Source organism: Streptomyces sp. NPDC090442 (assembly GCF_044769405.1).
In the GTDB taxonomy this organism is placed as follows: Bacteria; Actinomycetota; Actinomycetes; order Streptomycetales; family Streptomycetaceae; genus Streptomyces.
In genome coordinates this window covers 1-23,914 of record NZ_JBIVXW010000102.1, presented here as the reverse complement: position 1 = coordinate 23,914, position 23,914 = coordinate 1, and the positions used below count along the sequence as shown (strand labels likewise).

The following is a 23,914-nucleotide window of genomic DNA, read 5'->3' as shown; positions in this document are numbered from 1 at the left end:
GGCAACGCCGCAGGGGGTCCCCCCGCGCCCTTAAGGCGTGGGGGAGTGCGTGCCAGACGCCGCGACGCCGCGGAGATCCGTCAGAAGCGCCCTAGGCGCGGCGGAAGGCGAGGGTCTCCCCCAGGGCGCCGGCCCGCCAGAGGTCCTGGCAGGCGTCGGCCATCCGGTCCAGGCCCTCGACGACCGCGCCCCAGACGATGCCCGGCACCCAGCCCGCGTCCCCGTTGATCAGCAGGTTGTTGCGCTCGTAGAAGAGCGCGAGGTCGACGACGGTGGCGCGGCCGCGGTGCTTGGCCGCGCTCTCGTAGCCGTAGGAGGCGGTGCCCAACTGGGTGTCACTGAAGGTGAAGTAGCACAGGTCGCCGGGGATCGGGGTGATGGTGGGGTTCTCCAGCGGCGGTTCCTCGGGCGCGAACGGCGGGACCAGGGCGTAGATCTCGTTGCGGGCGTACTTGGCGTGGTAGACGTCGCCGCCGAGCGGCAGGGCGTCCCAGATGGCGGCACAGGTGAGCGGGGCACGATCGTCGAGCAACTTGGCCGTGCAGCTCACGCCGCGCTTGTCCAGGGAGACTTCGATGAAGCGATCGGTCATATCCCGAGCGTAGGGGGCATTACCGGCGTACGGAACATCTCCCGCGGCGAGGTGAAGGACCGGAAACGATCGGCATAGGCGTGAACGGTCCGGGTAACCGCGCGCCCATGGCTCGACCACAGAGCACCACCTCAGACAATCAGGGGTCACACCACCGACAACCCGGCTCCCGGAGACCCGAGATATCCAGACATCGGACGAGCGGCATCCGCCGCCGGTCGCTGCTCGCGGGGGTGGCGGCGCTCGGCGCAGCGGGGGCCGTCGGCGCGGCGAGCGGGTGCAGCCGGGTCCCGACCGCGAGGACCACCGGCGGCGGGCAACTGCTGGAGCGGCTGCGGAAGAAGGGCTCGGTCACCCTCGGCCTGGCCGGCGAGCAGCCCTACGGCTACATCGGCACCGACGGCAAGATGACCGGTTCGGCACCCACCATCGCCCGGGTGATCTTCGAACGGCTCGGCGTCCCGCGCGTCGAGCCGTTCCCCACCGACTTCGGCTCGCTGATCGTCGGGCTGAACTCCCGACAGTTCGACGTCGTCGCGGCCGGGATGTACATCACCCCCCAGCGCTGCGCCCAGGTGGTCTTCGCCGATCCCGAGTACCAGATGCTGGACGCCTTCCTCGTCCGCAAGGGCAATCCACTGAAGCTGCGCACCTACAAGGACATCGCGCGCACCCGCGCCCGGATGGCCACCGGTGTCGGCTACGCCGAGATCGACTACGCCAAGGCCGCCGGGATCACCGACATCACCACACTGCCGGACCAGTTGGCGGGTCTGCTGGCGGTGGAGCAGGGGCGGGTGGACGTCTTCGTCGGCACCGCGGTGACGGTCCGCAACGTCGTGCGGCAGTCGCGGACCACCCGGGCGGAGGCCACGCCCGAGGTCACCCCCTACCTGAACGGGAAGCCGGTGATCGACGTGGGCGCCTTCGCGTTCCGCACCCCGGAGACCCGCCTCCGGGACGCCTTCAACCGGGAGCTGCACGCGATGAAGCGGTCCGGCGAACTCCTGGACCTGATGCGGCCGTTCGGCTTCACCGCCCGGCAGATGACGAAGATCACCGCCAAGGAGAAGTGCCGGCCATGAGCGACATCACCTGGGGTCTGTGGCAACTCCTGTTCAAGGGTGTCTGGGTCACCGTGCAGCTCACCGTCTACAGCGCGGCACTGGCCGCCGCGGTGGCGTTCGGCGTCGGCCTGTCGCGCACCCACCGCCGGTGGTTCGTGCGGTTCCTGTCCGGGACCTACTTCGAGATCTTCCGCGGCACGTCCGCACTGATCCTGATGTTCTGGGTGTTCTTCGTGCTGCCGTTGGGGTTCGGCTGGCAGTTGGTCCCGATGTGGGCCGCGGTGCTGACGCTGGGCCTGACCTACGGCGCGTACGGTTCCGAGGTCGTCCGGGGCGCGATCGCCGCGGTGCCGCCGGCCCAACGGGAGGCGGCCGTCGCGCTCAGCTTCTCGCCCGCGCAGGAGCTGCGGAAGGTCGTCCTGCCGCAGGCGTGGCCGGGGATGGTCCCGCCGTTCAACAACCTGCTGATCGAACTGCTCAAGGGCACGGCGCTGGTGTCGATCCTGGGCGTCGGCGACATCGCCTTCGGCGCCGCCCTGGTGCGCAACGCCACCACCCAGAGCGCCCCCGTCTACACGATCATCCTGGTGATGTACTTCGTCCTGGCGTTCGCCCTGACCCGCGGGATGCGGGCGGTGGAGCGGCGCGCCAAGGCCGGCGTCGGACAGGCCCCGACCCGGCGGCCGCGACTGCGGCTGCGCCCGGCCGCCGGCCCGGCGGTCACCGGCACGGCCGCTCCCGCGGAGGGTGAGGCCCGATGACGTTCGACTGGTCCGCGGTCGGCCACTTCCTGCCGACGTTCTGGAAGGGCCTCCTGGTCACCCTGGAGGCCCTGGTCCTGGGTTCGTTGATCGCCTTCGCGCTCGGCCTGGTTTGGGCGCTGGCGCAGCGCTCGTCCCTGAAGGCGGTGCGCTGGCCGGTGACCGCGTTCACCGAATTCGTGCGCAACACCCCCCTGTTGGTGCAACTGTTCTTCCTGTTCTACGTGATGCCCGAGTGGGGCCTGACGCTCAGCGCGCTGGCCACCGGGGTGATCGGGCTGGGCCTGCACTACTCGACGTACACCGCCGAGGTCTACCGCTCCGGCATCGACGGCGTCCCGGCCGGCCAGTGGGAGGCGGCCGTCGCGCTGAGCCTGCCGCGCCGCCGCACCTGGACGGCGGTGATCCTGCCGCAGGCGGTCCGCCGCGTCGCGCCGGCCCTGGGCAACTACGTCATCGCGATGCTGAAGGACTCGCCGATGCTCTTCGCCATCGGCGTGCTGGAAATGCTGGGCCAGGCCCGGCAGTTCTCGTCGCAGACCTTCCAGACCGTCGAGCCGTACACGGTCGTCGGCGTCGCCTTCATCGCCCTCGCCTACCCCGCGTCCCTTCTCCTGCGAGCCCTGGAGCGCCGCCTTGTCCGCTGACCGGCACACCCCGAACACCGCGCCCGCGGCCACCGCCGAGGCCACCGAGCTGATCCGCTTCGAGGGGGTCAGCAAGCGGTTCGATGGGCACACCGTCCTCGACGCCCTCGACATAAGCGTCTACACCGGCAGGCACGTCACGCTGATCGGCCCGTCGGGCTCCGGAAAGACCACGATCCTGCGGCTGTTGATGACGCTGCTCAAACCGGACGAGGGCACCATCAAGCTCGGTGGCCGGTACCTCACCCACGAGGAGAAGGGCGGCAAACTGGTCCCGGCGAGCGACCGTTACAGCCGCGAGGTCCGCAAGAACATCGGGATGGTCTTCCAGCAGTTCAACCTCTTCCCCAACATGAAGGTGCTGCGGAACATCACCGAGGCCCCGGTGCACGTCCTGGGCCTGGACGCGGACGCGGCCGAGGAGCGCGCCCGCGAACTCCTCGAACTCGTCGGCCTCACCGCCCATCTGGACAAGTACCCCTCGCAGCTCTCCGGCGGTCAGCAGCAACGGGTCGCCATCGCCCGGGCCCTGGCGATGCGCCCGCAGGTCCTGCTGCTGGACGAGGTGACCTCGGCCCTCGACCCGGAACTGGTGGCCGGCGTCCTGGACCTGCTGCGGGACATCGCTCACTCCATGGACATCACCATGCTCTGCGTCACCCACGAGATGAGCTTCGCCCGGGACGTCTCGGACTGCGTGATGATGTTCGACGCCGGTCGGGTCGTCGAATTCGGCCCGCCGGAACGGATCTTCACGGCGCCGGAGCACGAGCGGACCCGGGAGTTCCTGAGCGCGGTCCTGTAGGGGCACGGCGACCGGCCCGTACAAGGGGCGCCGCTCTGGGGCGTGCGGGAGCGCGACATGTGGTGCGCGTACCCGCACGCCCCATCCGCGTCCCGGGCACCGAACGCTCGGGCGCCGGACCGGGCACGCCGCCGCCTTTGAGACATCCGAGACCGCTGAGGCGCGCGGTACGCGTGAGGCGTACGCACACCAGACGGAAGGGCGAGCATCCGTAGCAGAACTGGGACGCCAGAGCCTCAGGCGAAAACCCGACACTCCGTCAACTCCGCACGTCACCAAGGGCCGTCAACCCCCGTCGTCAGCGCCCCACCCGGACCGCTCCTGGCCCCCCGTTGCCGCCGGTCCGCGCGCTGCCCGCCGACCTGGTCATGACCTGGGCATATGCCAGCGTGCAGGGCGCCTGCACAGACGCGTGAACCACCCCGCTTTTCAGTCAAGACCCCCTCCATCCGGGCTCGTTGACCGCTATCGTGATACGAGCCCGTTGACCGGAAGCGGCCCGCTTCCTGCGTAGGTCGCGCCCGATCGACGGTCACGACGCAAGCGGTACCAACCTCCTAGGGGGACACCGTGGCGCTGAAGCCCGAGCCGACCGCGCCGTTCCATTCGGTGCAACACGCCCTTCGCGTTCTCGAAACGATCTCGCGGCACGCCGATGGCGTGACCGATGCGCAGATCGCCCGCGAGACCGGTCTGTCGGCAGCCCACCTCACCCAGATGCTGTCCATGCTGCGCCGCGAAGGCTACGCGCATCAACTCGCCGACGGGGCATACGTCGTCGGCGAGTCGCTGCTCTTGCTGGGCTCGGGCTCCGACCGCAGCCGCGCCCTGCGCGACAAGCTGCAACGCACACTGGACCAGCTACGCGATTCGGTCGGAGCGGCGGTCTACATCAGCCGGTACATCGACGGCGAGGTGAAGATCCTCCACTACGCCGACGGCCCACTGGCACCGAAGGTCAACGAGTGGGCCGAGTTCCGCCGCACCGCGCACGCCAGCGCGGTCGGCAAGTGCCTGCTGGCCCAGCTCGACCACGACGGTCGGATGGACCACCTCTCTCGCCACAAGACCGCCCGGCTCACCTCCCGGACGATCACCAACGAGAAGGTGCTGTTCCACAAGCTGGACAGCCAGCCACCGACCGTTCCCGTCCTGGATCTCCAGGAGTACGCGGTCGGCACGGTCTGCGCCGCGGTTCCGATCACCGCCGGCAAGACGGTGGGCTGCCTGGCCCTGTCCATGCCGCTGGAGAACGCGCACCGCCTCCGGCAGGCCGCGGACACCCTCAACCGCAAGGCCGCGCCGGTTCTGCTGTCGTTGGCGATCTGAGGCGGGGCGGCTCTTGCTGGCGTCGTTGCTGGGGTGGCCGACGGGGTGGCTTCGATTGCCGGGTGCCCGGAGGCTGAGGCCCGGGGTCCCGTGGGGCGTCGCGCGGGCCCTCGCCCGGGGTGGTCATGAGCACCCCTCTCGACCAGGTAGTATTTCTTTTGTCAGCGCGCGCCGCTAGCTCAGTTGGTTAGAGCAGCTGACTCTTAATCAGCGGGTCCGGGGTTCGAGTCCCTGGCGGCGCACGTAGGAAGTGGGCGCCCTCGGTTTACCGAGGGCGCCCACTTCGTTTTCGGCTCTTCGCTTGCCCTTCGCACCCTTCGCTCTCGCTCTTCGTTGGCTGGATTCCGTTGTGCGGTGTGCGGTGTGCGGTGTGCGTCCTGTTGTGCGGTCACCGGTCCAGGAGGTGCTCCCGGTCGTGCGCGCGGTACTGCGCCACGAGGGCGGCCCGGTCGTCGTCCGTGAGGAGGCGGTAGCACCAGGGGGTGGTGCCGGAGGGGCGATCGGCGGGGCGCGTGGCCGCGCGGGGCTCGATCGGGCGCCACCAGACCGGATCCGGGCCGCGGAAGCCGGCGCTTCGGAGGGCGGCCCGGCACACCTTGTTGGTCGCGGTGACCGGCAGCGCGTCGACGATCCGGAGGAAGCGGGGCGCCATCTTCGTCCCGAGGTCCGGCTGGGCGGCGAGGAAGGCCGCGAAGTCCTCCGGGTCGAAGGCCGCGCCGTCGGGCAGTGCGAGGGCCGCCATGACCTGGTCGCCGGCGACCGGGTCGGGCACGGCGTAGACGGCGGCGCCGGTGACCGGGGCGTACCGGGCGAGGATGTTCTCGATCATCGCGGCGGCCAGGTTCTCGCTGTCGACCCGCAGTCGGTCGTCCGTCCGCCCGGCGAAGTGGAAGAACCCGGCCGCGTCCTGGAAGAACAGGTCACCGGTCCAGTACCAGCCCGCGCCGACGCGCCCCTCGGCCCGCCCCCGGGTGCGCGCGGCGGTGGCCTCCGGATTGCGCCAGTAGCCCTCGAAGGAGCTGCGGCCCCGGTTGACCAGCTCCCCTATCGCCTCGTCCCCGTTGAGGAGGCGACCGGCCCGGTCCCATCGGGCGCGCGGCAGTTCGTCGCCGGTATCCGGGTCGACGACGGCGAGATCGTCACCGGGGGCGGGGCGGCCCACGGCTCCGGGCGGGGTGTCCGGGGTGCGCTGGAGCGCCGCGCCGCCCTCGGAGGAGCCGTAGCCCTCGATCAGCCGGACGCCGAAGCGGTCGGCGCAGCGGGCGATGTCGACGGCGCCGGCCTCCGTGCCGAATCCGGTGCGCAGGGGGTGGTCGCGGTCGTCGGGGGCGGGCGGGGTGGCGAGGAGGTACTGGACGGCCCGGCCGACGTAGGTGAAGTAGGTGGCGCCGTAGCGGCGCACGTCGGGGAGGAAGGCGGAGGCCGAGAAGCGGCGGCGCAGGGCGACGGCCGCGCCGCCGGCGAGCGCCGGGGCCCAGCCGGCGATCACCGCGTTGCCGTGGAACATCGGCATACAGAGGTAGTGGACGTCGTCCTTCCGCACGCCGAAGTAGCGGACCAGGGACTGTCCGGCGGCGGCCAGCCGACCCTGGGTGCAGAGGGCGGCCTTCGGGGCACCGGTGGAGCCGGAGGTGAAGTAGAGGAGCATGCGGGTGTCGGGCCCCGGGGCGGTCGCCCGCCGCTGTTCGCTTCCACGAAGGGCGGTGCCGAGGGCGTCCGCCGGCTGCGCGCCCTCGTAGGGAGCGAGCAGTTCCCGGTAGGCGGGGTCGTCGGTGATCAGTACCCGCTCGGGCGGAATGGGCAGGTCGAGCCCGGCGAGCAGCGGGAGGTGGGCGCGTTCGGTGATCAGCAGCGCGCAGTCGGTGTGGGCGATGTCGCGGGCGAGTTCGGGGCCGCGGCGGGTGGGGTTGATGCCGGCGACGGCGGCCCCGGCGAGCGCCGCGGCGCTGAGCCAGAGCGGGAACTCCGGGACGTTGTCGAGCAACACCCCGATGTGCGGCTCCGCGCCCGACGGCAGCGCCTCGCCCAGCAGCGCGGCCCGCGCGGCGGCCGCACCGGCCACCTGGTGGTGGGTGAGCGCCGTCTCCCGATACTTGAGCGCGATGCGGTGGTCCTCCCACTGCGTTTGGACGAGCTCGGCGACGGTGCGGGGGCCGGACGCACGACTGTCGGCGGGGCGCTCGGGCGCCTCGTGGGCGGCGGGAGGGTGGGCGTGTGTGTCGGGGGTGAACGGGCTGTCGCTGCACGAGCTGTCGGCCACCATGGCGGTGGAGCTTAGCTGACGCAGCATCAGTTTTGGAGAGTGGAGTACCACCACCTCGCCCCCATCAACCCCTGAGTTGACTCCCACCTCCCCAGAACACCAACCCGTGGTGCGACGCCCGCCAACTCCCCCCGGCCATACCGTTCTTACACAACGAGACGACAGTCGACAGACCACACACGACAGCGGTACCGCACAGCAGACACGCACGGTCCGGGGCGGCGAGGGCCTCCCCGGAGAGAGGACGGAGAGGCCCGATGACGACGCAGCAACTACCGCCGTCGCAGCGACCGGACGCCGCACACGCCACGTCCGGTCAGGCCAGCGGGGCCAATTACAGGGACGGGAACAGGCGCAGGGGCGGGGACAACGGCAGAGACAGAGGCGGGCGTAGCGCCAGAGCCGCCACTGGAGGTTGCGGCCCGGGCGAGGTCAGGACAGATCGACGTCCGAGCAGGCGTAGAACGCGTTGCCCGTATCGGCGATGTTCCATACGCCCAGGATGATGTGGTGCCCGGACTTGAGGGTGGGGACGGTGCCCTGATGCTGCACCGTCTCCCCCGGCCGCGCACCGCCCGTCGGGACCTTCATGAACGGTTCGGGTTCGAGGTCGGCGCGGGTGAGCGGCTTGGTCGGGTCGTAACCGTCCTTCGTGATGAAGTACTCGAAGTCCGCCGTCGCATGACGCGCGGTGATCCGCCAGGTGAAGGTGTAGCCCTGCCCCGGGGAGAGTTTGGTCGCGGGCCATGCGCCGCCGCGTGGGTCGTCGAGCTGAGCGAAGCTGTCGTGCCCGCCGGAGCAGATCTTGCCGTCGGCCGGCCCGGCGGCCGGGAATCCCTTGGGCGCCTCGACGCTCTGGGGCTCGTACTGAATCGCACCGCAGTCCTTGACGGTTCCGTTGGCGCAGAGCGCCTGACGACTCGGAGGCGCATCGCTGTAGCCGTGACTGGAGGCGCTGCCCGTTGCGAGAAAGGAGGCTCCGACGACACCTAGGCCGATCACGGCGGCAGTGAGCTTATTCCGCATGCTTCGCTCCTGAAGAACGTGGGGGAAGGGAGTTCTGCAAGCCAAGTGAAATGCAGCGCAGTGCCGTGCACGGCAAACTGCAGCGCATGGCACCGACGCGTGGTCCAGACCAACCGGCAGATTAGTGAGGGGAGTTGACCATGTCTAGACCATGAACCGCCCGCGTCTGAGCGGCATCGACACGGCATCTGCGACATCGGCCGCGCCGCTCGCCCACGATGCCGCTCGCTCACCACACCGTTCACCGTGGGGCGCGCTCCGCGGCCTTCCCTGCACAACGTTCTCTTCGGAGCTCGCCCTGTGGTGCTGACCGTAGGGAGCGGCGGCCCATGTGAAAGTGGCTCGCATGGGTACAACACCGGATGGCCGCCCCATTCCGCCCCCGCAGGCCGGGGAACGTCAGATGCTGGAGAGCTGGCTGGACTTCCATCGCGCCACGCTGGAACTGAAGTGCGCCGGCCTCGATGACCATCAGCTGAGGACGGCCTCGGTGCCGCCGTCGTCGATGACGCTGCTGGGCCTGATCCAGCACATGGCAGAGGTCGAACGCAACTGGTTCCAGCGGGTGTTCGCGGGCCAGGTTTCGCCACGGCTGTACGAGGGGGGCGCGGGCGACGGCTTCGCGGTCATCCCCGGCCGCGGGGGCGACGAGGTCCTGGACCGCTGGCGCGCGGAGGTCGCACGGAGCAGGGAGCTGATCGCCGGCTCGTCGTTGGAAGACACCGGCAAGCTCTCGGAACAGGAGGCCGCACACGTGGGTGACCAGGGCGTCTCACTGCGTTGGATCTTGGTCCACATGGTCGAGGAGTACGCACGCCACAACGGTCACGCAGACCTGATCCGGGAACGCATCGACGGCACCACGGGCACCTGAGACACAGGCCGATGCCTGCGCCGTGGGTCGATGCCTGAGACGCGTGTCGATGCCTGAGACATAGCTCGGCGGGGGTGGGGCGGGGTGGGGGCGGGGGCCCCGGGGGGAGGAGGAAGGGAGCTCCACAGGAAACCCGCCCGAGCCCGCGCGCCCGCCACCTCACTCCCCTCCCTCTCCTCCGCCCCTCACAAGTCGCCCAGGCTCAAGCGTCCCGGCCGCTGGTACGGGGCAAGGTAGGGCAGGCCATCAGGACACCGGCAGACACCCACAGGACCTGACGGGGCACTGACAAGGACACCGGCAGGGGCATCGGCAGGGGCATCGACAGGGCGCTGACGGGGCCCCGCAGGGCGTTGCCAGACGTCGAGTAGGAATCCCCGCGTGCAGTGAGGCGCCAGACGCGAGCTCTCGCGCCCGGCCGCGAGAGCACCTGGGCCCCCTGAGGTCCCCGGAACCCCTGGAATCCCCCGAACCCCTGGAGTTCTCAGGATCCCTGGAGTTCTCAGGGTTCCTGATGCCCCCGGAATCTCTGGAGCCCCCGGAATCCCTGGCGTTCCCGGGATCTCTCAGGTCAGGCCGCTGCTTCTCGGACGGGGCCTGGGGTGGGCGCGGCGGCGGTTTGGACCAGGGCCGTGTAGGTGCGGCGGAGGGCGATGAGGGATTCCTGGGCCTCGCGGTAGACGGCGGCGTCGGGGCCGCCGCGGTGGGCGAGGGTGCGGACGGGAGCGCAGTGGCGGTCCATGGCGCTGAGCCAGGCGCGGTGTTGGGCCGGGAGGTGGCGGCGCAGGTGTTGGCGACGGCCCTCGCCGAGGCGGCGGCCGCCGATGCCCAGTACGGCGTCCGCGGCCTGGAGGACCGGCGGTTCCAGGGCGCCCTGCTCGGCGAGCGCGCCGAGGACCGCGCGCTGCTGGTCGGTGGCCGGGGCGGCGGCCAGTTCCGTTGCCTCGGAGTGGAGTTGGGCGCGCAGGGCGTGCTGAATGCGGACCAGGCGGCGCAGCGCCGTCGGGGTCGAGGAGTCGTCGGGGGCGCGGCCGGCCAGGGTGTCGGCGAGGCGGAAAAGCCAGATGCCGTGGGCCTCCAGGCGGGTCGCGGCGAGCATCAGCCGGTCCAGGCGGCACAGCGGCTGGCCTTCCGGGGCCCAGCGGACGATCGGCACCAACTGTTCGGTGCGGGCCAGTTGGTCGATGGGGATGTGGCGGCGCGGTTTGCGTTCCGGGGCCCAGTTGTGGAGCGCGAGGGTGGGCAGGGCGACGAACTGGTCGTGGTCGATGCGGTGCGCGATGGCGGACCAGAGTTCGAGGAACGCGTCGTTGGCGACCTGGCGGGCGGCCGGCGCCTGCGGGTCGAGGGCTCCCCAGCCGCAGGAGACGGCGATGACCGCGACGCGCATCGCGGCGGCCTCGGCGTTGCGGGGCGAGAGGCGGGAGACGCGCTGGCGCAGGGCGGCCAATTCGTCGGCGCGGTCGGCGCGTTCGATGACGGCGACGGCGGTGGCGCGGTCGGGTGCGACGGCCGCTTCGCGGGCCATGGCGTCGAGCCGGGTCCAGGTGCCGATCATGGAGCGGACCGGCGGCCGCTCGGGGAGGAAGCCGTGCGCGCACGGGTCGTGCGGGGCCGGGGCGCCGGACGCGTCGCAGTCGGCGGCCGCGGTGTCCGCCGCGTCCGTGGAGTCGGGGCTCGTGCCGTTCGGGCCGCCCTGGACAGGGATGCGGACGGCGGGGTCGGTGCCGGCCCGGGCGGCCAGGGTGCGTGCGGCCGCGGTCCGCGCGTCGGCGGGTGCGGGGGCGCCCGGGGCGCCCGTTGCGGCGGTGGGCGTCGCGCGTATCGCGGGGCGGGCGTCGGGCGTCGTCGTCATGGGAGTGGGAGTCATCAGCACTTCCCCGCAAGCAGGCGGGCCAGGTGGGCGTCCATATCGAGATAGCGGTCTTCGCGGCCGGGCGGGACGATGGCCGCGGTCTGCTCCAGCCAGGCGGTGAGCTCCGTCGCGCGCACCGTCAGCTCGCAGACGCTGTCGTCGGTGGCGAGCTCGATGTGTACGTGCCGGGGTCCGGCGGCGCGGCGGGCGGGCCACACCCGTACGTCGCCCTCGCCGACCTCTTCGCACAGGCCGCCGAGCAGCAGGTCTCGGGCGAACAGCCAGGTGGCGACCGCTTCGCCGCGGCTGAGGAAGGCGACCTCGACCTCGTAGGGGCGGTCGCTGCGGTAGCCGAACCGGCCGGCCACCGGAACCGTTTCGTCCGGCCCGAGGAGGAGCTGCATCTCAAGGGTGCGCTTGGCTGTCGACACCACGACGATCAACCTTTCCGAAGAGGGGCGAGTCCCGGGGCCCCGGGTCGGGGCTCGCGTCCTAGCAGACGTTGGCTCGAGGGATGGGGTTGCAGGTGACGGCGGAGTAGTGATGGACGCCATGATCCGCGGGGGAAGGACGGGCGGGGGTCCGGGCTCCCGGTCGGGCGGGGGGTGGCGCGCGCGGTGCCGGGTGCGGGGTGTCCGGAAACCGTCATGCAGTTCTCCTCCGGGCCGGCTGCTCGTGGGGCCGTGCGCCCCGGCGTCGGCCCGCCGCGCCCCGGCGCTGGCGTCAGCCTCTCAACTGGCAGGAGATACCGCATGCTGACGGGGCAACTGTTGCGCTACGGCTACGAACTCGATCTTCACAGACCAATTCGGGCGCGACGGCAGGCAATAGTCCCGAGGTGGAGGGACTTTCGCCCCGGGCGGGAGGGGGTGTTGATGAGGTATAGGGCGGCGGGAGGGGTGAGAGGTGGAGTGCAGTGGCGAGTGTGGGGTGACTGGTGGTGCGAGTGGGGTGAGCGCGAGGTGGCGGGGATCACAGGGGGCGGGTGCGTGGGTGGGGCGTTCTTGGGTACGGACCACCCTCGGAGTTCGTGTAGAGTTTTCCTCGTCAGCGCGCGCCGCTAGCTCAGTTGGTTAGAGCAGCTGACTCTTAATCAGCGGGTCCGGGGTTCGAGTCCCTGGCGGCGCACGTAGGACTGAGGCCCCTCGCATTGCGAGGGGCCTCAGTCGTGTTGTGGTGACGGCGCGGTGTCGCGGAGCGGTGGGGACCCGGTGGCCGGGGCCTGGCCCACGGCGGCGTCGCCGGTCGTGGGCAGGAGCGCGGGGCTGCTGGTCAGCGGGGCGGGGGCGCCGCCGCAGAGCCAGCACGTCAGCAGCAGGGCGGCCCAGGCGATGCCCCAGAGGGGCCGGGTGCCGGGTCCCCGTTGGCGTGGCGCCGCGAGGTCCGTCGAGGTGCCTGCCCGCTCGGTGGGGGTGGCCCGTTGTTCAGTGTTCGTCGGCACCGTCGCTCCCGTGGCGTTCGCGGCGGAGGCGGAGTCTGAGGCGGAGCAGTTGGCCCGCGATGACCAGGATGGCACCGCCCGCCAGGACGAGGGCGACGGCGGAGGTGCTGCTCAGTTCGCGGTGGGCGACGACCCGGTCCGGTACGAGGTGGGTCCGGGCGGGCGGGGTGAGGGCCAGGTGCGGCCCGGTGGGGAGGGCGGCCCGGGTGCCGTGGGCGGCGGTGGGCGGTGGGCGGTGCGGGTCGGGGGCGGCCGGGGTGGCGGTGGCGGCGGTCTGGGCGGTGTGGGGGCTGCGTACGGCGTCGGCGCACGCGGGAGCCGTCGTCACCGCGCACGCCGCGACCGCGGCACAGAGTGTGAGCTGCGGTGAGCGCATGGTGTACCTCCGGTTACTCCGAAGGTCCGCCGGTCCGCCGGTGGGCGCATCCGGGGCGGTGTGGGGCTGCGCCGATCGGGTGGGCGGGGGCGCAGACGGCGGGGGTCTCGCCGCTGGCGGCTTGCGGGAAGGGGGCGGTGGGACTCCGTGCGTGCCCGTCCGTACGCCCTTGTTTCGTCCCGGTCGGAGGCGGCCGGGCGGGTGTCGCGGCCTGGCGCGGTGTGCGGGCGGGGCTTCGGAGCGTCACTCCCATGGCATGTGAGCTGGGGCGCCTCTTACGGTAGGGCCATGACTGAGCGCAAGCCCATCGAATCGTGGCTCACCGATATGGACGGTGTGCTGATGCACGAAGGCGTCCCCGTGCCGGGCGCGGACGCCTTCATCAAGAAGCTCCGGGATTCCGGCCGTCCCTTTCTGGTGCTCACCAACAACTCGATCTACACGCCGCGGGACCTGCACGCCCGGCTCAGCCGGATCGGGCTGGACGTGCCGGTGGCGAACATCTGGACGTCGGCCATGGCCACGGCGACGTTCCTGGACACCCAGCGGCCCGGTGGTACCGCCTATGTGATCGGGGAAGCGGGCTTGACGACCGCCCTGCACGACGCGGGGTACGTACTGACCGATGTCGATCCGGATTTCGTGGTCCTGGGTGAGACGCGGACGTACTCGTTCGAGGCGTTGACGAAGGCGATCCGGCTCATCAACGGTGGTGCGCGGTTCATCGCGACGAATCCGGACAACACCGGTCCGTCGCCGGAGGGGGCGTTGCCGGCGACCGGTTCGGTGGCCGCGCTGATCACCAAGGCGACGGGGAAGGAGCCGTACTTCGTCGGGAAGCCGAATCCGTTGATGATGCGCCATGCGCTCAATGTCATCGGGGCGCATTCGGAGACCTCCGCGATGATCGGCGACCGGATGGACACCGATGTGTTGGCGGGGTTGGAGGCCGGGATGGCGACGTTCCTGGTGCTGACGGGGCTGACGTCGGCGGAGGAGGTCGACACCTATCCGTTCCGGCCGACGAAGGTGGTGGACTCGATCGCCGATCTGGTGGATCTGGTCTGAGCCGGGGCGGGCGGCCCGGCGGGTCGTTACGGGTCGGGGCCGGAGCGGGTGGTCCCGGCTCCGGCCCCGGTGCGGTGGGGGGCTTCCGCCGGGGGTCAGCTTCCGGTGGCCGTCCGCCAGGCGTTGACGTAGGTGTCGAGGTTCTTGTCGATGTCGTTCCAGTCGGGCTCGAAGATGTCGACGCCGTTCATGATCTTGGCGAGGGCGGTGGCGTTGGGGTCGGTGGGCTTGACGTCCTTGCGGGCGGCGAAGCCGCCGCCGACGGCGGAGACCTCTTCCTGGACGGGCTTGCTGAGCAGGTAGTCGAGGAACTTGCGGGCGCTGTCGGCGTGCGGGGCGCCCTTGACCAGGCCGGCGGCGTAGGGGAGGGCGAAGGTGGTGGGGCGGGCGCCGGGCTTGGCGGCGGGGAAGAAGATGCCCTGGTTGGGCATGGTCTTGGTGTTGGCGTAGTTCATCTGGACGTCGCCGTTGGCGACGAGGAGTTCGCCCTTGTCGGTCTTGGGGGCGAGTTGGCCGGTGGAGGAGGACGGGCCGACGTTGTTGGCCTGGAGCTTCTTGAGGAAGTCCATGGCGGGGCCCTGGCCGCCGAAGTCGTGCAGGGCCTTGATGAGGACGGCGGTGCCGTCGCCGGCGACGCCGGGGGTGGAGTACTGGAGCTTGCCGGCGAAGCGGTGGTCGGTGAGGTCCTGCCAGGTGGCCGGGGGCTTGGGCAGTTCCTTCTTGTTGTAGATGAAGCAGAAGTAGTTGTTGACGACGGAGACCCACTTGCCGCCCGGGTCCTTGTCGGCGGCGGCGACCTGGTCCGAGCCCTGGGGGCGGTAGGTGTCCAACAGGCCCTTGCCGTCGGCCTGTTGGATGAAGGGCGGCAGGGTGACCAGGACGTCGGCCTTGGTGTTGGTGCGTTCGCGGGCCAGGCGCTGGACGGCGGCGCCGGAGCCGGACTCGACGTAGTTGACCTTGATGCCGGTCTGCTTCTCGAAGTCCTTGAAGACCTTGTCGTAGAAGCCGTCGCCCTTCTCGCTCTTGAGGCCGTCGGCGCTGTAGACGGTGATCTCCTTGGCGTTGGGGTCGGCGGCGGAGGCGCCGCAGGCGGTGAGGGAGCCGGCGAGGGTGAGGGCGGCGGCGCCGGCGAGGAGGGGGCGGGAGAGACGGCGGGGCGGGCGACTGGGCATGGCGGGGGCTCCTGGAACGGGAGTCGAAAGGAGGGGAGTTGGGGGGTGGGGTCGGTGCGGGGCTAGCGGTAGGTGGCCCTGGTGCGGAGGCGGGAGACGCCGAGGAGGACGAGGAGGGTGGTAGCCATGAGGACCACGGCGAGGGCGGCGCCGGTGAAGAGGGCGCCGCGGTCGGTGGCGGCGAAGATCTGGACGGGCAGCGGCATCCAGTCCGGCGGGTAGAGCATCATCGTGGCGCTCAACTCGCCCATGGAGAGGGCGAAGCACAGGCCGGCGGCGGCGGTCAGGGACGGCAGCAGCAGGGGGAGTTTGACTCGCCACAGGACGTAGGCGGGGCGGGCGCCGAGGCCGGCGGCGCTCTGCTCGTAGGCCGGGTCGAGGCGGGCCAGGGCGGCGGTGACGGACTGGTAGGCGAACGCGGTGACCAGCACGGTGTGGGCGATGATCACGATCTGCGGGGTGCCGTTGAGGAGGAACGGGGGTTGGGAGAAGGCGACGAGGAGGGCGAGGCCGACGACGACGGAGGGGACGGCGACCGGGAGCAGGAAGAGGGCGTCGAGGATCCGGCGGGTGCGGCGGCCGAGCTTTTCGGCGGCGAGGGCGGCCCAGGTGCCGATGGTCAGGGCGAGGACGCTGGCGGCGAGGGCGGTGAGCACACTGGTCAGCAGGGCGGTGGGGGCGTCGCCCTGGGCGATGTCCTGATAGTGCGTCAGGGTCAGGCCGGAGGGGAGGGCTCCGCTCCAGCCGCCGGCGACCGAGGCGGTGGCGATGACCAGCAGCGGGAGGGCGAAGACCGGTACGAAGAGGAGGGCGAACGCCGCCCAGATGACCCGGCGGGCGGCTGCGCTATGCACGAGCACGGTCGGCACCTCCTACGGCGAGGGCGGGGGCGGTGGGGGTGTTCTTGGCGGGGGTGCGGGTGGGCGTGCGCCGGGGGGTTCTGGCGGTGCCGGTGGTGCGGGACATCACCGTCCGGTAGAGGGCGTAGAGGGCTGCGGAGAGCGCGATGTTGATGACCGCGACGACGCAGGCGCCGGTGTAGTCGCCGTCGAGGATCGCCTTGGTGTAGACGAGCATCGGCAGGGTGACGACGTTCTTGGCGCCGGTGAACAGGACGATGCCGAACTCGTTGAGGCACAGCACCAGGACGAGGGCGCCGCCGGCGGCCAGTGAGGGCAGCGCCTCGGGCAGGATCACCGTCCGCACGATCCGCCAGGGGCGGGCGCCCAGCGAGCCGGCGGCCTCCACCTGAGCGGTCTCCACCTGGGAGAACGCGGCCAGGAGGGGGCGCATCACGAACGGGGTGAAGTAGGTGACCTCGGCGAGCAGCACGCCCCAGGGGGTGTGCAGGAAGTCCAGTGGCCCGTGGGCGGCGCCGGTGACGTCGGTCCAGAGGCCGTTGGCGATGCCGACGGTGCCGTAGAGGAACAGCAGGGCGAGGGTGATCAGGAAGGACGGGAAGGCGAGGAAGAGGTCGATGAAGCGGGCCAGTGCCTTGCCGCCGGGGAACGGGACGAAGGCGATGACCAGGGAGAGCGCCAGGCCGAGGAGGAGCGCGCCGAGGGTGGCGCCGACGGCGATCAGCACGGTGTTGGTGAGCGCGTCCTGGAAGGAGGTGGCGGTCAGCACCGTGGTGTACGGGGCGGTGGAGGGGCCGCCGCCGTCCTCGGGGGTGAGGGACTGGCGGACCACCAGGGCCAGCGGGTAGAGGAACACCACGGCGAGGGCGGCGACGGGCGGCAGGGCCCAGAGGGCGGCGGTGCGTCCGGGGCGGGGCCCGGTGTGCGGGGTGGTGCGGTCAGGCATCGGGGGCTCCGGCGTCCGCGGGGCCGGTCTGGCCGGTCGGGGCGGGGAGGTCGGCGGGGAGGAGGACGGCGTCCTCGGGGGCGAAGTGCAGGGCGAGTTCGGTGCCCAGCGGCGGGGGGTCGCGCAGTTCGCGCAGGTCGGCCAGGACGCGGTGGCCGTCGACCGTGACGTACAACCGGTGGGTGGCGCCGCGCCATTGGACCTCGGTGACGGTGCCGCGCAGGGTGTTGCCGTGGCCGTCGGGGGCGGCTCCGAGGCCGAGCAGGTGCGGGCGGACGCAGAGGGTGGCGGTGGCGCCGGGCGCCGCGTCGCCGGTGGGGACGGTCAGTCGGCGGCCGGCGAACTCCACGCCGCCGGCGCGCACGGTCACCGGCAGCAGGTTGGCGGTGCCGACGAAGGAGGCGGTGAACGTGGTGCGGGGGCTGCGGTAGAGGGCCTGCGGGGTGTCGCACTCGCGCAGCCGGGCGGACTCCAGGACGGCGATCCGGTCGGCGAGGGTGAGCGCCTCGACCTGGTCGTGGGTGACGTAGAGGAGCGAGAGGTCGGGCAACTCGCGGTGCAGGCGGGCGAGTTCGGCGAGCATGCCGGAGCGCAACTGGGCGTCGAGCGCGGAGAGCGGCTCGTCGAGCAGCAGCACGCCGGGGCGGATGGCCAGTGCGCGGGCGATGGCGACGCGCTGTTGCTGACCGCCGGAGAGTTCCCGGGGGTGCCGGTCGGCGTGGCCGGCCATGCCGACCATCTCCAGGGCCTCGGCGACCCGGCCGGGGATCTCAGCGCGCGGCGCCTTCTGCGCCCGGAGGCCGAAGGCGACGTTCTCGGCGACCTTCATGTGCGGGAAGAGCGCGTACTGCTGGACGACCATGCCGATGCCGCGCCGGTGGGGCGGCAGGTCGGTGACGTCCCGGCCGCCGATCAGGACGCGGCCGGAGACCGGGCGGACGAAGCCGGCGACGGCCCGTAGGGCGGTGGTCTTGCCGGAGCCGGACGGGCCGAGGAGGGCCATCACCTCGCCCGGTTCGACGGTGAGGTCGAGGCCGTCCAGGACGGTGTGTTCGTGGTGGCGGCCGTAGGCGACGGTGACGCGGTCGAAGCGGATGCCGGAGGCCGGCGCGGGCGCGGTCGGTGCGGGCGGCGCGGGCACGGCGGGCGGGGCGGGGACCGTGGCAGGTGCGGGCATCTCACACCACTCCCAGCAGGGCGGGCAGTTCGGTGACGGAGTCCAGGACGTGGGTGGCGCCGGCGGTGCGGAGCCGGTCGGCGTCGTGGGCCCCGGTGAGCACCCCGGCCACGACCGTGGCGCCGCTGCGGCGGCCGGAGGTCATGTCGTAGGAGGTGTCGCCGGCCACCGCGATCTGCGCGACGTCGTCGGCGGCGCCGGTGCGCAGCAGGGCGGCCAGCACCATGTCGGGGTAGGGGCGGCCGCGGCCGCCGGCGTCGGCCGGGCAGAGGGTGAGGGCGACCAGGTCGCGCCAGCCGAGGGCGTCGAGGATGGCGTCCTGGGTGACCCGGGCGAAGCCGGTGGTGAGGACGACGGTGCGGCCGGCTTCCTGGAGGGCTTCGATGGCGTCGCGGGCGCCGGGGACGGGGGCGACCTGCCCGTCGTCGACCAGGGTGCCGTAGGCGGACTCGAAGGCGCGGTTGGCGCGTTGGGCGGCCTCCTCGGTGGCGGCCGGGTCGCCGCCCGGGTCGGCGAACAGGTGCCGGAAGACGGAGATCTTGGACTCGCCCATGGTGGCGCGGACGTAGGCGAGGTGTTCGGCGTGCTCGGGGCTGCCGGGCTCGACGCCCATGTGGTGGGCGGCGGCGTCGAAGGCCCGCTCCACCAGTCCGCCGTCGGCGACGGTGGTGCCGGCCATGTCGAGGACGACCAGCCGGGTGTCGTGGGGGTGTGTGGGGTGCGTCAACGGGCTCACCATCCCAGGGTGTTGGCGGTGGTTTCGGCGATGGCCGGGGAACAGGTCATGCCGCGGCCGCCGGGTCCGGTGACCAACCAGACGCCGTCGGCGACCTGTTGGCGGTGGACGACGCGGCCGGTGTCGGTGCACTGGGCGTAGACGCCGGCCCAGCGGTGGCGGATGCGGGGCAGCGGGCGGCCCAGGAGCGTCTCGACGACGCCGGTGAGGTGCTCGTAGGGCTCCTCGACGGTGTCGAAGGCGAACGGCGTCTCGTACTCGTGGGTGTCGCCGATGGTCAGGCCGCCGTCGGCGCGCTGGACCATCAGCAGCTGCATCTTGTGGGCGGCGGCGGTGGGGGCCTGCGGCTGGCCGGCGTTGAGGGCGTCGAGGGCGTCGCCGCGGTAGGCGGGGTAGTAGCGGAAGCTGTCGGCGTCCGCGATGGAGGTGGTCAGCGCCTCGCCGAGCGGGTCGGTCTGCATCATCTGCAGCCGCACCCGGCGCACCGGCAGGTCGGGGACGAGCTCGCGGACCAGGCCGCCGAGCCAGGCGCCGGTGCACAGCACCACCGCGTCGCCGTGGTGGGTCTCGCCGTGGTCGTCGCGGACGGCGCGGTCGCCGACCACCTCACGGACCTCGCGGCCGCCGAGGTAGGTGTACCGTCCGGACGCCAACAGGGCGTCCTTCAGGGCGCGTTGGGCGACCCGGGGTTCGACGGCCGCGTCCCGTTCGCACCACAGGGCGCCGGTGAAGTCGCCGCGCAGTGCGGGGTTGACGGCGCGGGCCTGTTCGGCGTCGAGGTAGCGGTAGCCGCGGGCGGCGGCGTCCGGGCGGCGGGTGGCGGCCTCGGCGACGGCCCGTTCGGCGTCGTTGCGGACGACGGTGAGCGAGCCGATGGCGCGGAAGCCGATGCCCGGGACGCGGGCGCCGACGGCCTCCCAGAGTTCGCGGGCGCGCAGCGCGGTGTCCAGCTCCTCGCCGCCGGCCCGGCCGCTGACCCAGATCTGCCCGAAGTTGCGGACCGAGGCGCCGCGGGCCTCGGCCTCCCGCTCGATGTGGAGGACCTCGTGGCCCCGTTCGACTGCGTGCCAGGCGTGCATGGTTCCCAGCACGCCGGCTCCGACGACTATGACTCGCATGCCCCTGACGCTCGCGGCGGCGGGTGACCCGCGGGGGAAGGTTCGGCGTCGCCTCGGTTAACAGCCCTTCAAAGTTGGCCTAGACCCGTTATCGTTCTGTGATTTTTGAGTGGTGTCGACACTCGCGGACGGTGGCCGGCACTTCCGGGAGGCGGTCGGCGGGTGCGGGTGGCGATCGTCAAGTCCGTTTGGCGTCCGCCCTGTTCGGGTGACACCCGGCGCCTCCGGGTATCCACCGACACCCCTGGGTAGTGGTCAGCAAGGGGCCCACCCACCCCCTACGGGTCCCGACCCCCGCTCCCCTACGGGCCGTCGCCCCGCCCCGTGCCCCCGTTCCCCAGGTGGGTGGTGAAGGAGAACCGGTCGCCCCGGTAGAGCGAGCGCACCCGCTCCAGCGGGCGCCCCTGGGTGTCCCGGGACCAGCGGTGGATCAGCAGCATCGGCAGCGCGCCGGGCGTGCCGATCAGCAGCGCCTCCCGTGGGGTGGCCAGGACCGTCTCCAGGCGCTCGTCCGCGTCGCCGAAGCCGATGTCGAGCCGCTCGTGGAGGTAGGCGTAGAAGGACGAGTCCGGCTCGAAGTCGGCCGCCAGGTCCGGGGCCCGGTCGACCGCGACATAGGTGCTCTCCAGGCCGACCCGTTCGTCGTCGGCGAGCAGCACCCGCTCCAGGTGCCACACCGCGTCGCCGGCGGCGAGCCCGAGGTCGCGGGCGAGCGCCGGCGGGCTGGGGAAGCGGTCGAGCGAGACCAGGTGCCGGCCGGGCGTGCGGCCCTGGCGGCGGACCCCCTCGGTATAACTGGCGAGCGAGAGCGGCTGCTCCATCTTGGGCCCGGCGACAACCGTGCCGCGCCCCAACCGGCGCAGCCGCCCCTCCAGCACCAGCTCCCGCAGCGCCTGGCGCAGCGTCTCCCGGGACACCTCGAACCGCAGGGCCAGCTCGCGCTCGGCGGGCAGCGGCTCACCCTCGCCCAACTCGGCCAGCAGGGCGGTGATTTCGACCTTCGCCGCGTAGTACTTGGGGATGCGTCCGTGCTCGGGAACGCCGGACCGGATGGGTGCGCCAGGATCCTGGCCGTACGGGAACTCCACCCGGCGATCTTCGCACCAGTGGCGCGCGGGCAGCACCGACCCCGACGCGCCCCGGTCCGCGCGGTCGCCCGCTAACGGAACAATCCGCCCAACACCAGCTCCGCCGCGCCGTCCGCGACGACCCTGGACCCGCCGCGGGCCAGCGCCACCGGCACCGCGGACGCGCCCCCGCGGCCGTCGCCGGACGCCGTCGCCGGCCGGCCGCGCAGGGCCGCGTGCTCGGCGAGGGCCGCGGCCACGCCGTCCCGGAAGCACTCCGGGTGCGCGAGGACGGTACGGCCGCCGAGCAGCACCCGCTCGACGTCCAGCAGCTCGACGAGGTTGGCCGCGGCCACCCCCAACACCCGGGCCGCGGCCGCCGGTTCACCGTCTGCCACCGCCGCCAGACACAGCGCCTCGACGCAACCGCGCCGCCCGCAGGTGCACCGCGCCCCGTCCAACTGCACGACCTGGTGGCCGAACTCGCCCGCACCGGTGTGCGGCCCGCGGTAGAGGCCGCCGCCCAGGACCAGTCCGGCGCCGAGCCCGGTCCCCAGGTGCAGATAGGCGAACGAGGCGCCGCCCTCCCCCGGCGCGCGGCCGAGGCCGAGGGCCGCCGCGTTGGTGTCCTTGTCGACGACGACGGGCAGGCCGAGGCGGTGCGCCAGCGCGTCCCGCAGCGGGAAGCCGTCCCACTGCGGGGCGCCGGTGACCTGCCGCAGCACGCCCGTCGCATGGTCCAGCGGCCCCGGGCAGGCCACCCCCGCACCGAGGACCGGCGGGCCGTCGGCGGCCGTCCGCAGCGCCGCGACCCCGCGCACGACGGCGTCCAGCACCACCCCGGCGCCGGCGCCGAAGTCCAGCGGCGCACGGTGGACGGCGACCGGCCGGCCGGCGAGGTCGGCCAGCACGCAGGTCAGCTCGTCGCGGTCCAGGTGGACGCCGACGGCGTGCCGGGCGTCGGGGACCAGCCGCAGGACGGTGCGCGGCTTGCCGCCGGTGGAGGCCCGGCGGCCCGCCTCGGCGACCAGACCGTCGGCCCGCAGCCGCGCGGTGATCTTGCTGACCGCCTGCGGGGTGAGCCCGGTCCGCTCGGCCAGCTCCAGCCGGCTCACCCCCTCCTCCCCCGCCGCCCGCAGCAGCCCCAGTACCAGGGCGGCGTTGTGCCCGCGCAGGGCGAGGAGATTGGCGCCGGGTGCGGACGAAGCCGACGGGACCGGGGCGGCCTCGGGTGCCACGACACCGGCCGGCCGGTCGTCGATCTGCGGACGCTCGGGCCCGCCCTCAGGGGCGTTGCTGCTGCTCACACCCCCCATTCTCCGCATCGCTTGCACTTTCGCAACGCCGTTGCGAAAGTGGGTCGCATGAGCGCCCCCGAAGCCCGCACCGCCACCGCGTCCCGCACCGCCCCCGTCCGCGTCGGCCTGATCGGCTACGGCCTGGCCGGCTCCGTCTTCCACGCCCCCCTGATCGCCGCCACCGACGGCCTGCTGCTCGACACCGTCTCGACCCGCAGCCCCGAACGGCAGGCGCAGGCCCGCGCCGAACACCCGCAGGTCCACACCGTCGCCACCGCCGAGGAGGTGTTGGCCCGGGCCGCCGACGGCGCGCTCGACCTGATCGTGCTGGCCTCGCCCAACAAGACGCATGTCCCGCTCGCCACCGCCGCGTTGGAGGCCGGCACCGCGGTCGTCGTCGACAAGCCGCTGGCCGCCACCGCCGCCGAGGCCGAACGCCTCGCCGCGCTCGCCGACCGCCGCGGACTGCTGCTCTCGGTCTTCCAGAACCGCCGCTGGGACAACGACTTCCGCACCGTGCGCCAGCTCCTCACCGACGGCGCGCTCGGCGACGTACAGCGCTTCGAGTCCCGCTTCGAACGCTGGCGGCCCCAACCCAAGGGCGGCTGGCGCGAGTCCGGCGACCCGGCCGAGCTCGGCGGCCTCCTCTACGACCTCGGCAGCCACCTCGTCGACCAGGCCCTGACCCTCTTCGGCCCGGCGCTCTCCGTCTACGCCGAGACCGACATCCGCCGCCCGGGCGCGGAGGCCGACGACGACACCTTCCTCGCCCTCACCCACGCCGGCGGCGTCCGCACCCACCTGTGGGTGAGCGCCACTACCGCCCAACTCGCCCCGCGCTTCCGGGTCCTGGGCAGCCGGGCCGGCTACGTGAAGTACGGCCTGGACCCCCAGGAGGCCGCCCTGCGCGCCGGCCTCCGCCCCGGCACCGAAGGCGACGCGTGGGGCGTCGAGCCGGAGTCCTGCTGGGGTCGCCTGGGCGCCGGCACATCCCCCCTGACGGGGGGCGGCTCACCCGTGCCCACGCTTCCGGGCGACTACCCCGCGTACTACGCCGGCGTCGCGCGGGCGTTGCGCAGCGGCGGTGAACCGCCGGTTTCCGCGACGGAGGTGGCGGCGTCGCTACGCGTCTTGGAGGCGGCGAGGCGCTCCGCGGAGGAGAGCCGAACCGTGGCGCTCCGCTGAACGTACCCGTACGTTGTCGGCTGTCCCGCCGCGCGGGTCGCTGTCGTTGCGCCTACGGCGCGGATCCGCTGCGCGGGGCTTGCGGCCCACGTTGTCGGCTGTCCCGCCGCACGGGTCGCTGTTCTTTGCGCCTGCGGCGCGGATCCGCTGCGCGGGGCTGTCGGCCGCGGTGACGGGCCTCCGGGGGTGGTAGGCCAGACTGCTTCGCTTTACGTCTGGCCTACCACCCCCTCCGACCCGCCCCCTCCCGT

General features: G+C 72.5%; 23 protein-coding genes and 2 tRNA genes. 10 read left to right on the top strand and 15 right to left on the bottom strand.

The features are described 5' to 3' along the window. Positions 1-91: 91 nt before the first annotated feature. On the bottom strand, positions 92-592 hold the full coding sequence (locus ACIQU6_RS40805) for a DUF3830 family protein (RefSeq protein WP_274915559.1): 501 nt from the start codon (positions 590-592) through the stop codon (positions 92-94). A 233-nt stretch (positions 593-825) separates the two neighbouring features. Between ACIQU6_RS40805 and ehuB the strand changes: the two genes are divergently transcribed. The 6 genes from ehuB to ACIQU6_RS40775 all read left to right on the top strand — a co-directional run bounded on the left by ehuB (position 826) and on the right by ACIQU6_RS40775 (position 5,443). Beyond that, positions 826-1,677 carry an ectoine/hydroxyectoine ABC transporter substrate-binding protein EhuB gene (gene ehuB / locus ACIQU6_RS40800; RefSeq protein WP_403487089.1) on the top strand — a complete coding sequence of 284 codons (852 nt, stop codon included), beginning with the start codon at positions 826-828 and terminating at the stop codon, positions 1,675-1,677. After that, positions 1,674-2,420 (top strand): ectoine/hydroxyectoine ABC transporter permease subunit EhuC, encoded by a 747-nt coding sequence (ehuC, locus tag ACIQU6_RS40795; protein WP_403487087.1) that lies wholly within the window; start codon positions 1,674-1,676, stop codon positions 2,418-2,420. Before ehuB ends, ehuC begins: the two co-directional genes overlap by 4 nt. Next, positions 2,417-3,067 (top strand): ectoine/hydroxyectoine ABC transporter permease subunit EhuD, encoded by a 651-nt coding sequence (gene ehuD / locus ACIQU6_RS40790; protein ID WP_403487085.1) that lies wholly within the window; start codon positions 2,417-2,419, stop codon positions 3,065-3,067. Before ehuC ends, ehuD begins: the two co-directional genes overlap by 4 nt. Next, positions 3,057-3,872: an ectoine/hydroxyectoine ABC transporter ATP-binding protein EhuA gene (gene ehuA, locus ACIQU6_RS40785; RefSeq protein ID WP_403487083.1), complete on the top strand. Its 816-nt coding sequence runs from the start codon at positions 3,057-3,059 to the stop codon at positions 3,870-3,872. The genes ehuD and ehuA overlap by 11 nt, the downstream gene beginning before the upstream one ends. 570 nt (positions 3,873-4,442) lie before the next feature. Continuing rightward, a complete protein-coding gene (locus ACIQU6_RS40780; protein WP_403487081.1) occupies positions 4,443-5,201 on the top strand; it encodes an IclR family transcriptional regulator in 759 nt (252 codons plus the stop codon). A 168-nt stretch (positions 5,202-5,369) separates the two neighbouring features. Then, a tRNA-Lys gene (locus ACIQU6_RS40775) sits at positions 5,370-5,443 on the top strand. A 146-nt stretch (positions 5,444-5,589) separates the two neighbouring features. Here ACIQU6_RS40775 and ACIQU6_RS40770 read toward each other — a convergent pair. Further along, positions 5,590-7,491 carry an AMP-binding protein gene (locus ACIQU6_RS40770; protein ID WP_403487079.1) on the bottom strand — a complete coding sequence of 634 codons (1,902 nt, stop codon included), beginning with the start codon at positions 7,489-7,491 and terminating at the stop codon, positions 5,590-5,592. Between the two features lie 405 nt (positions 7,492-7,896). Beyond that, on the bottom strand, positions 7,897-8,490 hold the full coding sequence (locus tag ACIQU6_RS40765) for a lytic polysaccharide monooxygenase (protein WP_403487077.1): 594 nt from the start codon (positions 8,488-8,490) through the stop codon (positions 7,897-7,899). Between the two features lie 346 nt (positions 8,491-8,836). Here ACIQU6_RS40765 and ACIQU6_RS40760 point away from each other — a divergent pair, with 346 nt between their 5' ends. Beyond that, a complete protein-coding gene (locus ACIQU6_RS40760) occupies positions 8,837-9,364 on the top strand; it encodes a DinB family protein (RefSeq protein ID WP_403487076.1) in 528 nt (175 codons plus the stop codon). A gap of 571 nt (positions 9,365-9,935) precedes the next feature. Here the strand turns inward: ACIQU6_RS40760 and ACIQU6_RS40755 are convergent. Together ACIQU6_RS40755 and ACIQU6_RS40750 are read right to left on the bottom strand one after the other, a co-directional pair. Beyond that, on the bottom strand, positions 9,936-11,234 hold the full coding sequence (locus ACIQU6_RS40755; protein WP_403487074.1) for a hypothetical protein: 1,299 nt from the start codon (positions 11,232-11,234) through the stop codon (positions 9,936-9,938). Then, positions 11,234-11,653: an SsgA family sporulation/cell division regulator gene (locus ACIQU6_RS40750; protein ID WP_403487072.1), complete on the bottom strand. Its 420-nt coding sequence runs from the start codon at positions 11,651-11,653 to the stop codon at positions 11,234-11,236. Before ACIQU6_RS40750 ends, ACIQU6_RS40755 begins: the two co-directional genes overlap by 1 nt. 620 nt (positions 11,654-12,273) lie before the next feature. On the opposite strand from ACIQU6_RS40750, the gene ACIQU6_RS40745 reads away from it, so the two are divergent. Beyond that, positions 12,274-12,347, top strand: a tRNA-Lys gene (locus tag ACIQU6_RS40745). Between the two features lie 34 nt (positions 12,348-12,381). On the opposite strand, the gene ACIQU6_RS40740 is transcribed toward ACIQU6_RS40745, so the two are convergent. Both ACIQU6_RS40740 and ACIQU6_RS40735 read right to left on the bottom strand, forming a co-directional pair. Then, positions 12,382-12,660 (bottom strand): hypothetical protein, encoded by a 279-nt coding sequence (locus ACIQU6_RS40740; RefSeq protein ID WP_403487070.1) that lies wholly within the window; start codon positions 12,658-12,660, stop codon positions 12,382-12,384. Beyond that, complete coding sequence (locus ACIQU6_RS40735; RefSeq protein WP_403487068.1) at positions 12,644-13,036, bottom strand: hypothetical protein; 393 nt, start codon at positions 13,034-13,036, stop codon at positions 12,644-12,646. Before ACIQU6_RS40735 ends, ACIQU6_RS40740 begins: the two co-directional genes overlap by 17 nt. 288 nt (positions 13,037-13,324) lie before the next feature. Between ACIQU6_RS40735 and ACIQU6_RS40730 the strand changes: the two genes are divergently transcribed. Continuing rightward, positions 13,325-14,104, top strand: a complete 780-nt coding sequence (locus ACIQU6_RS40730) for an HAD-IIA family hydrolase (protein WP_403487066.1) — start codon at positions 13,325-13,327, stop codon at positions 14,102-14,104. Between the two features lie 95 nt (positions 14,105-14,199). Here ACIQU6_RS40730 and ACIQU6_RS40725 read toward each other — a convergent pair whose 3' ends face one another. The 8 genes from ACIQU6_RS40725 to ACIQU6_RS40690 form a co-directional block, all read right to left on the bottom strand. After that, positions 14,200-15,276, bottom strand: a complete 1,077-nt coding sequence (locus tag ACIQU6_RS40725) for a 2-aminoethylphosphonate ABC transporter substrate-binding protein (RefSeq protein WP_403487064.1) — start codon at positions 15,274-15,276, stop codon at positions 14,200-14,202. 62 nt (positions 15,277-15,338) lie between these two features. Continuing rightward, a complete protein-coding gene (locus tag ACIQU6_RS40720; RefSeq protein WP_403487062.1) occupies positions 15,339-16,136 on the bottom strand; it encodes an ABC transporter permease in 798 nt (265 codons plus the stop codon). Then, positions 16,123-17,082 carry a 2-aminoethylphosphonate ABC transporter permease subunit gene (locus ACIQU6_RS40715; RefSeq protein WP_403487060.1) on the bottom strand — a complete coding sequence of 320 codons (960 nt, stop codon included), beginning with the start codon at positions 17,080-17,082 and terminating at the stop codon, positions 16,123-16,125. Before ACIQU6_RS40715 ends, ACIQU6_RS40720 begins: the two co-directional genes overlap by 14 nt. Continuing rightward, entirely contained in the window at positions 17,075-18,259 is a 1,185-nt protein-coding gene (locus ACIQU6_RS40710; protein ID WP_403487058.1) for an ABC transporter ATP-binding protein, read from the bottom strand. Before ACIQU6_RS40710 ends, ACIQU6_RS40715 begins: the two co-directional genes overlap by 8 nt. Before the next feature lies 1 nt (position 18,260). Then, positions 18,261-18,998 carry a phosphonatase-like hydrolase gene (locus tag ACIQU6_RS40705; protein ID WP_403487056.1) on the bottom strand — a complete coding sequence of 246 codons (738 nt, stop codon included), beginning with the start codon at positions 18,996-18,998 and terminating at the stop codon, positions 18,261-18,263. Continuing rightward, positions 18,992-20,113 carry a TIGR03364 family FAD-dependent oxidoreductase gene (locus ACIQU6_RS40700; RefSeq protein ID WP_403487054.1) on the bottom strand — a complete coding sequence of 374 codons (1,122 nt, stop codon included), beginning with the start codon at positions 20,111-20,113 and terminating at the stop codon, positions 18,992-18,994. The genes ACIQU6_RS40705 and ACIQU6_RS40700 overlap by 7 nt, the downstream gene beginning before the upstream one ends. 302 nt (positions 20,114-20,415) lie before the next feature. Then, positions 20,416-21,201, bottom strand: coding sequence for a GntR family transcriptional regulator (locus tag ACIQU6_RS40695; RefSeq protein ID WP_403487052.1), 786 nt, complete (start codon positions 21,199-21,201; stop codon positions 20,416-20,418). A 71-nt stretch (positions 21,202-21,272) separates the two neighbouring features. Next, positions 21,273-22,496, bottom strand: coding sequence for an ROK family protein (locus ACIQU6_RS40690; protein WP_403487092.1), 1,224 nt, complete (start codon positions 22,494-22,496; stop codon positions 21,273-21,275). Positions 22,497-22,544: 48 nt separating this feature from the next. Here ACIQU6_RS40690 and ACIQU6_RS40685 point away from each other — a divergent pair, with 48 nt between their 5' ends. Continuing rightward, positions 22,545-23,663, top strand: a complete 1,119-nt coding sequence (locus ACIQU6_RS40685; RefSeq protein ID WP_403487050.1) for a Gfo/Idh/MocA family oxidoreductase — start codon at positions 22,545-22,547, stop codon at positions 23,661-23,663. Positions 23,664-23,914 lie beyond the last annotated feature (251 nt).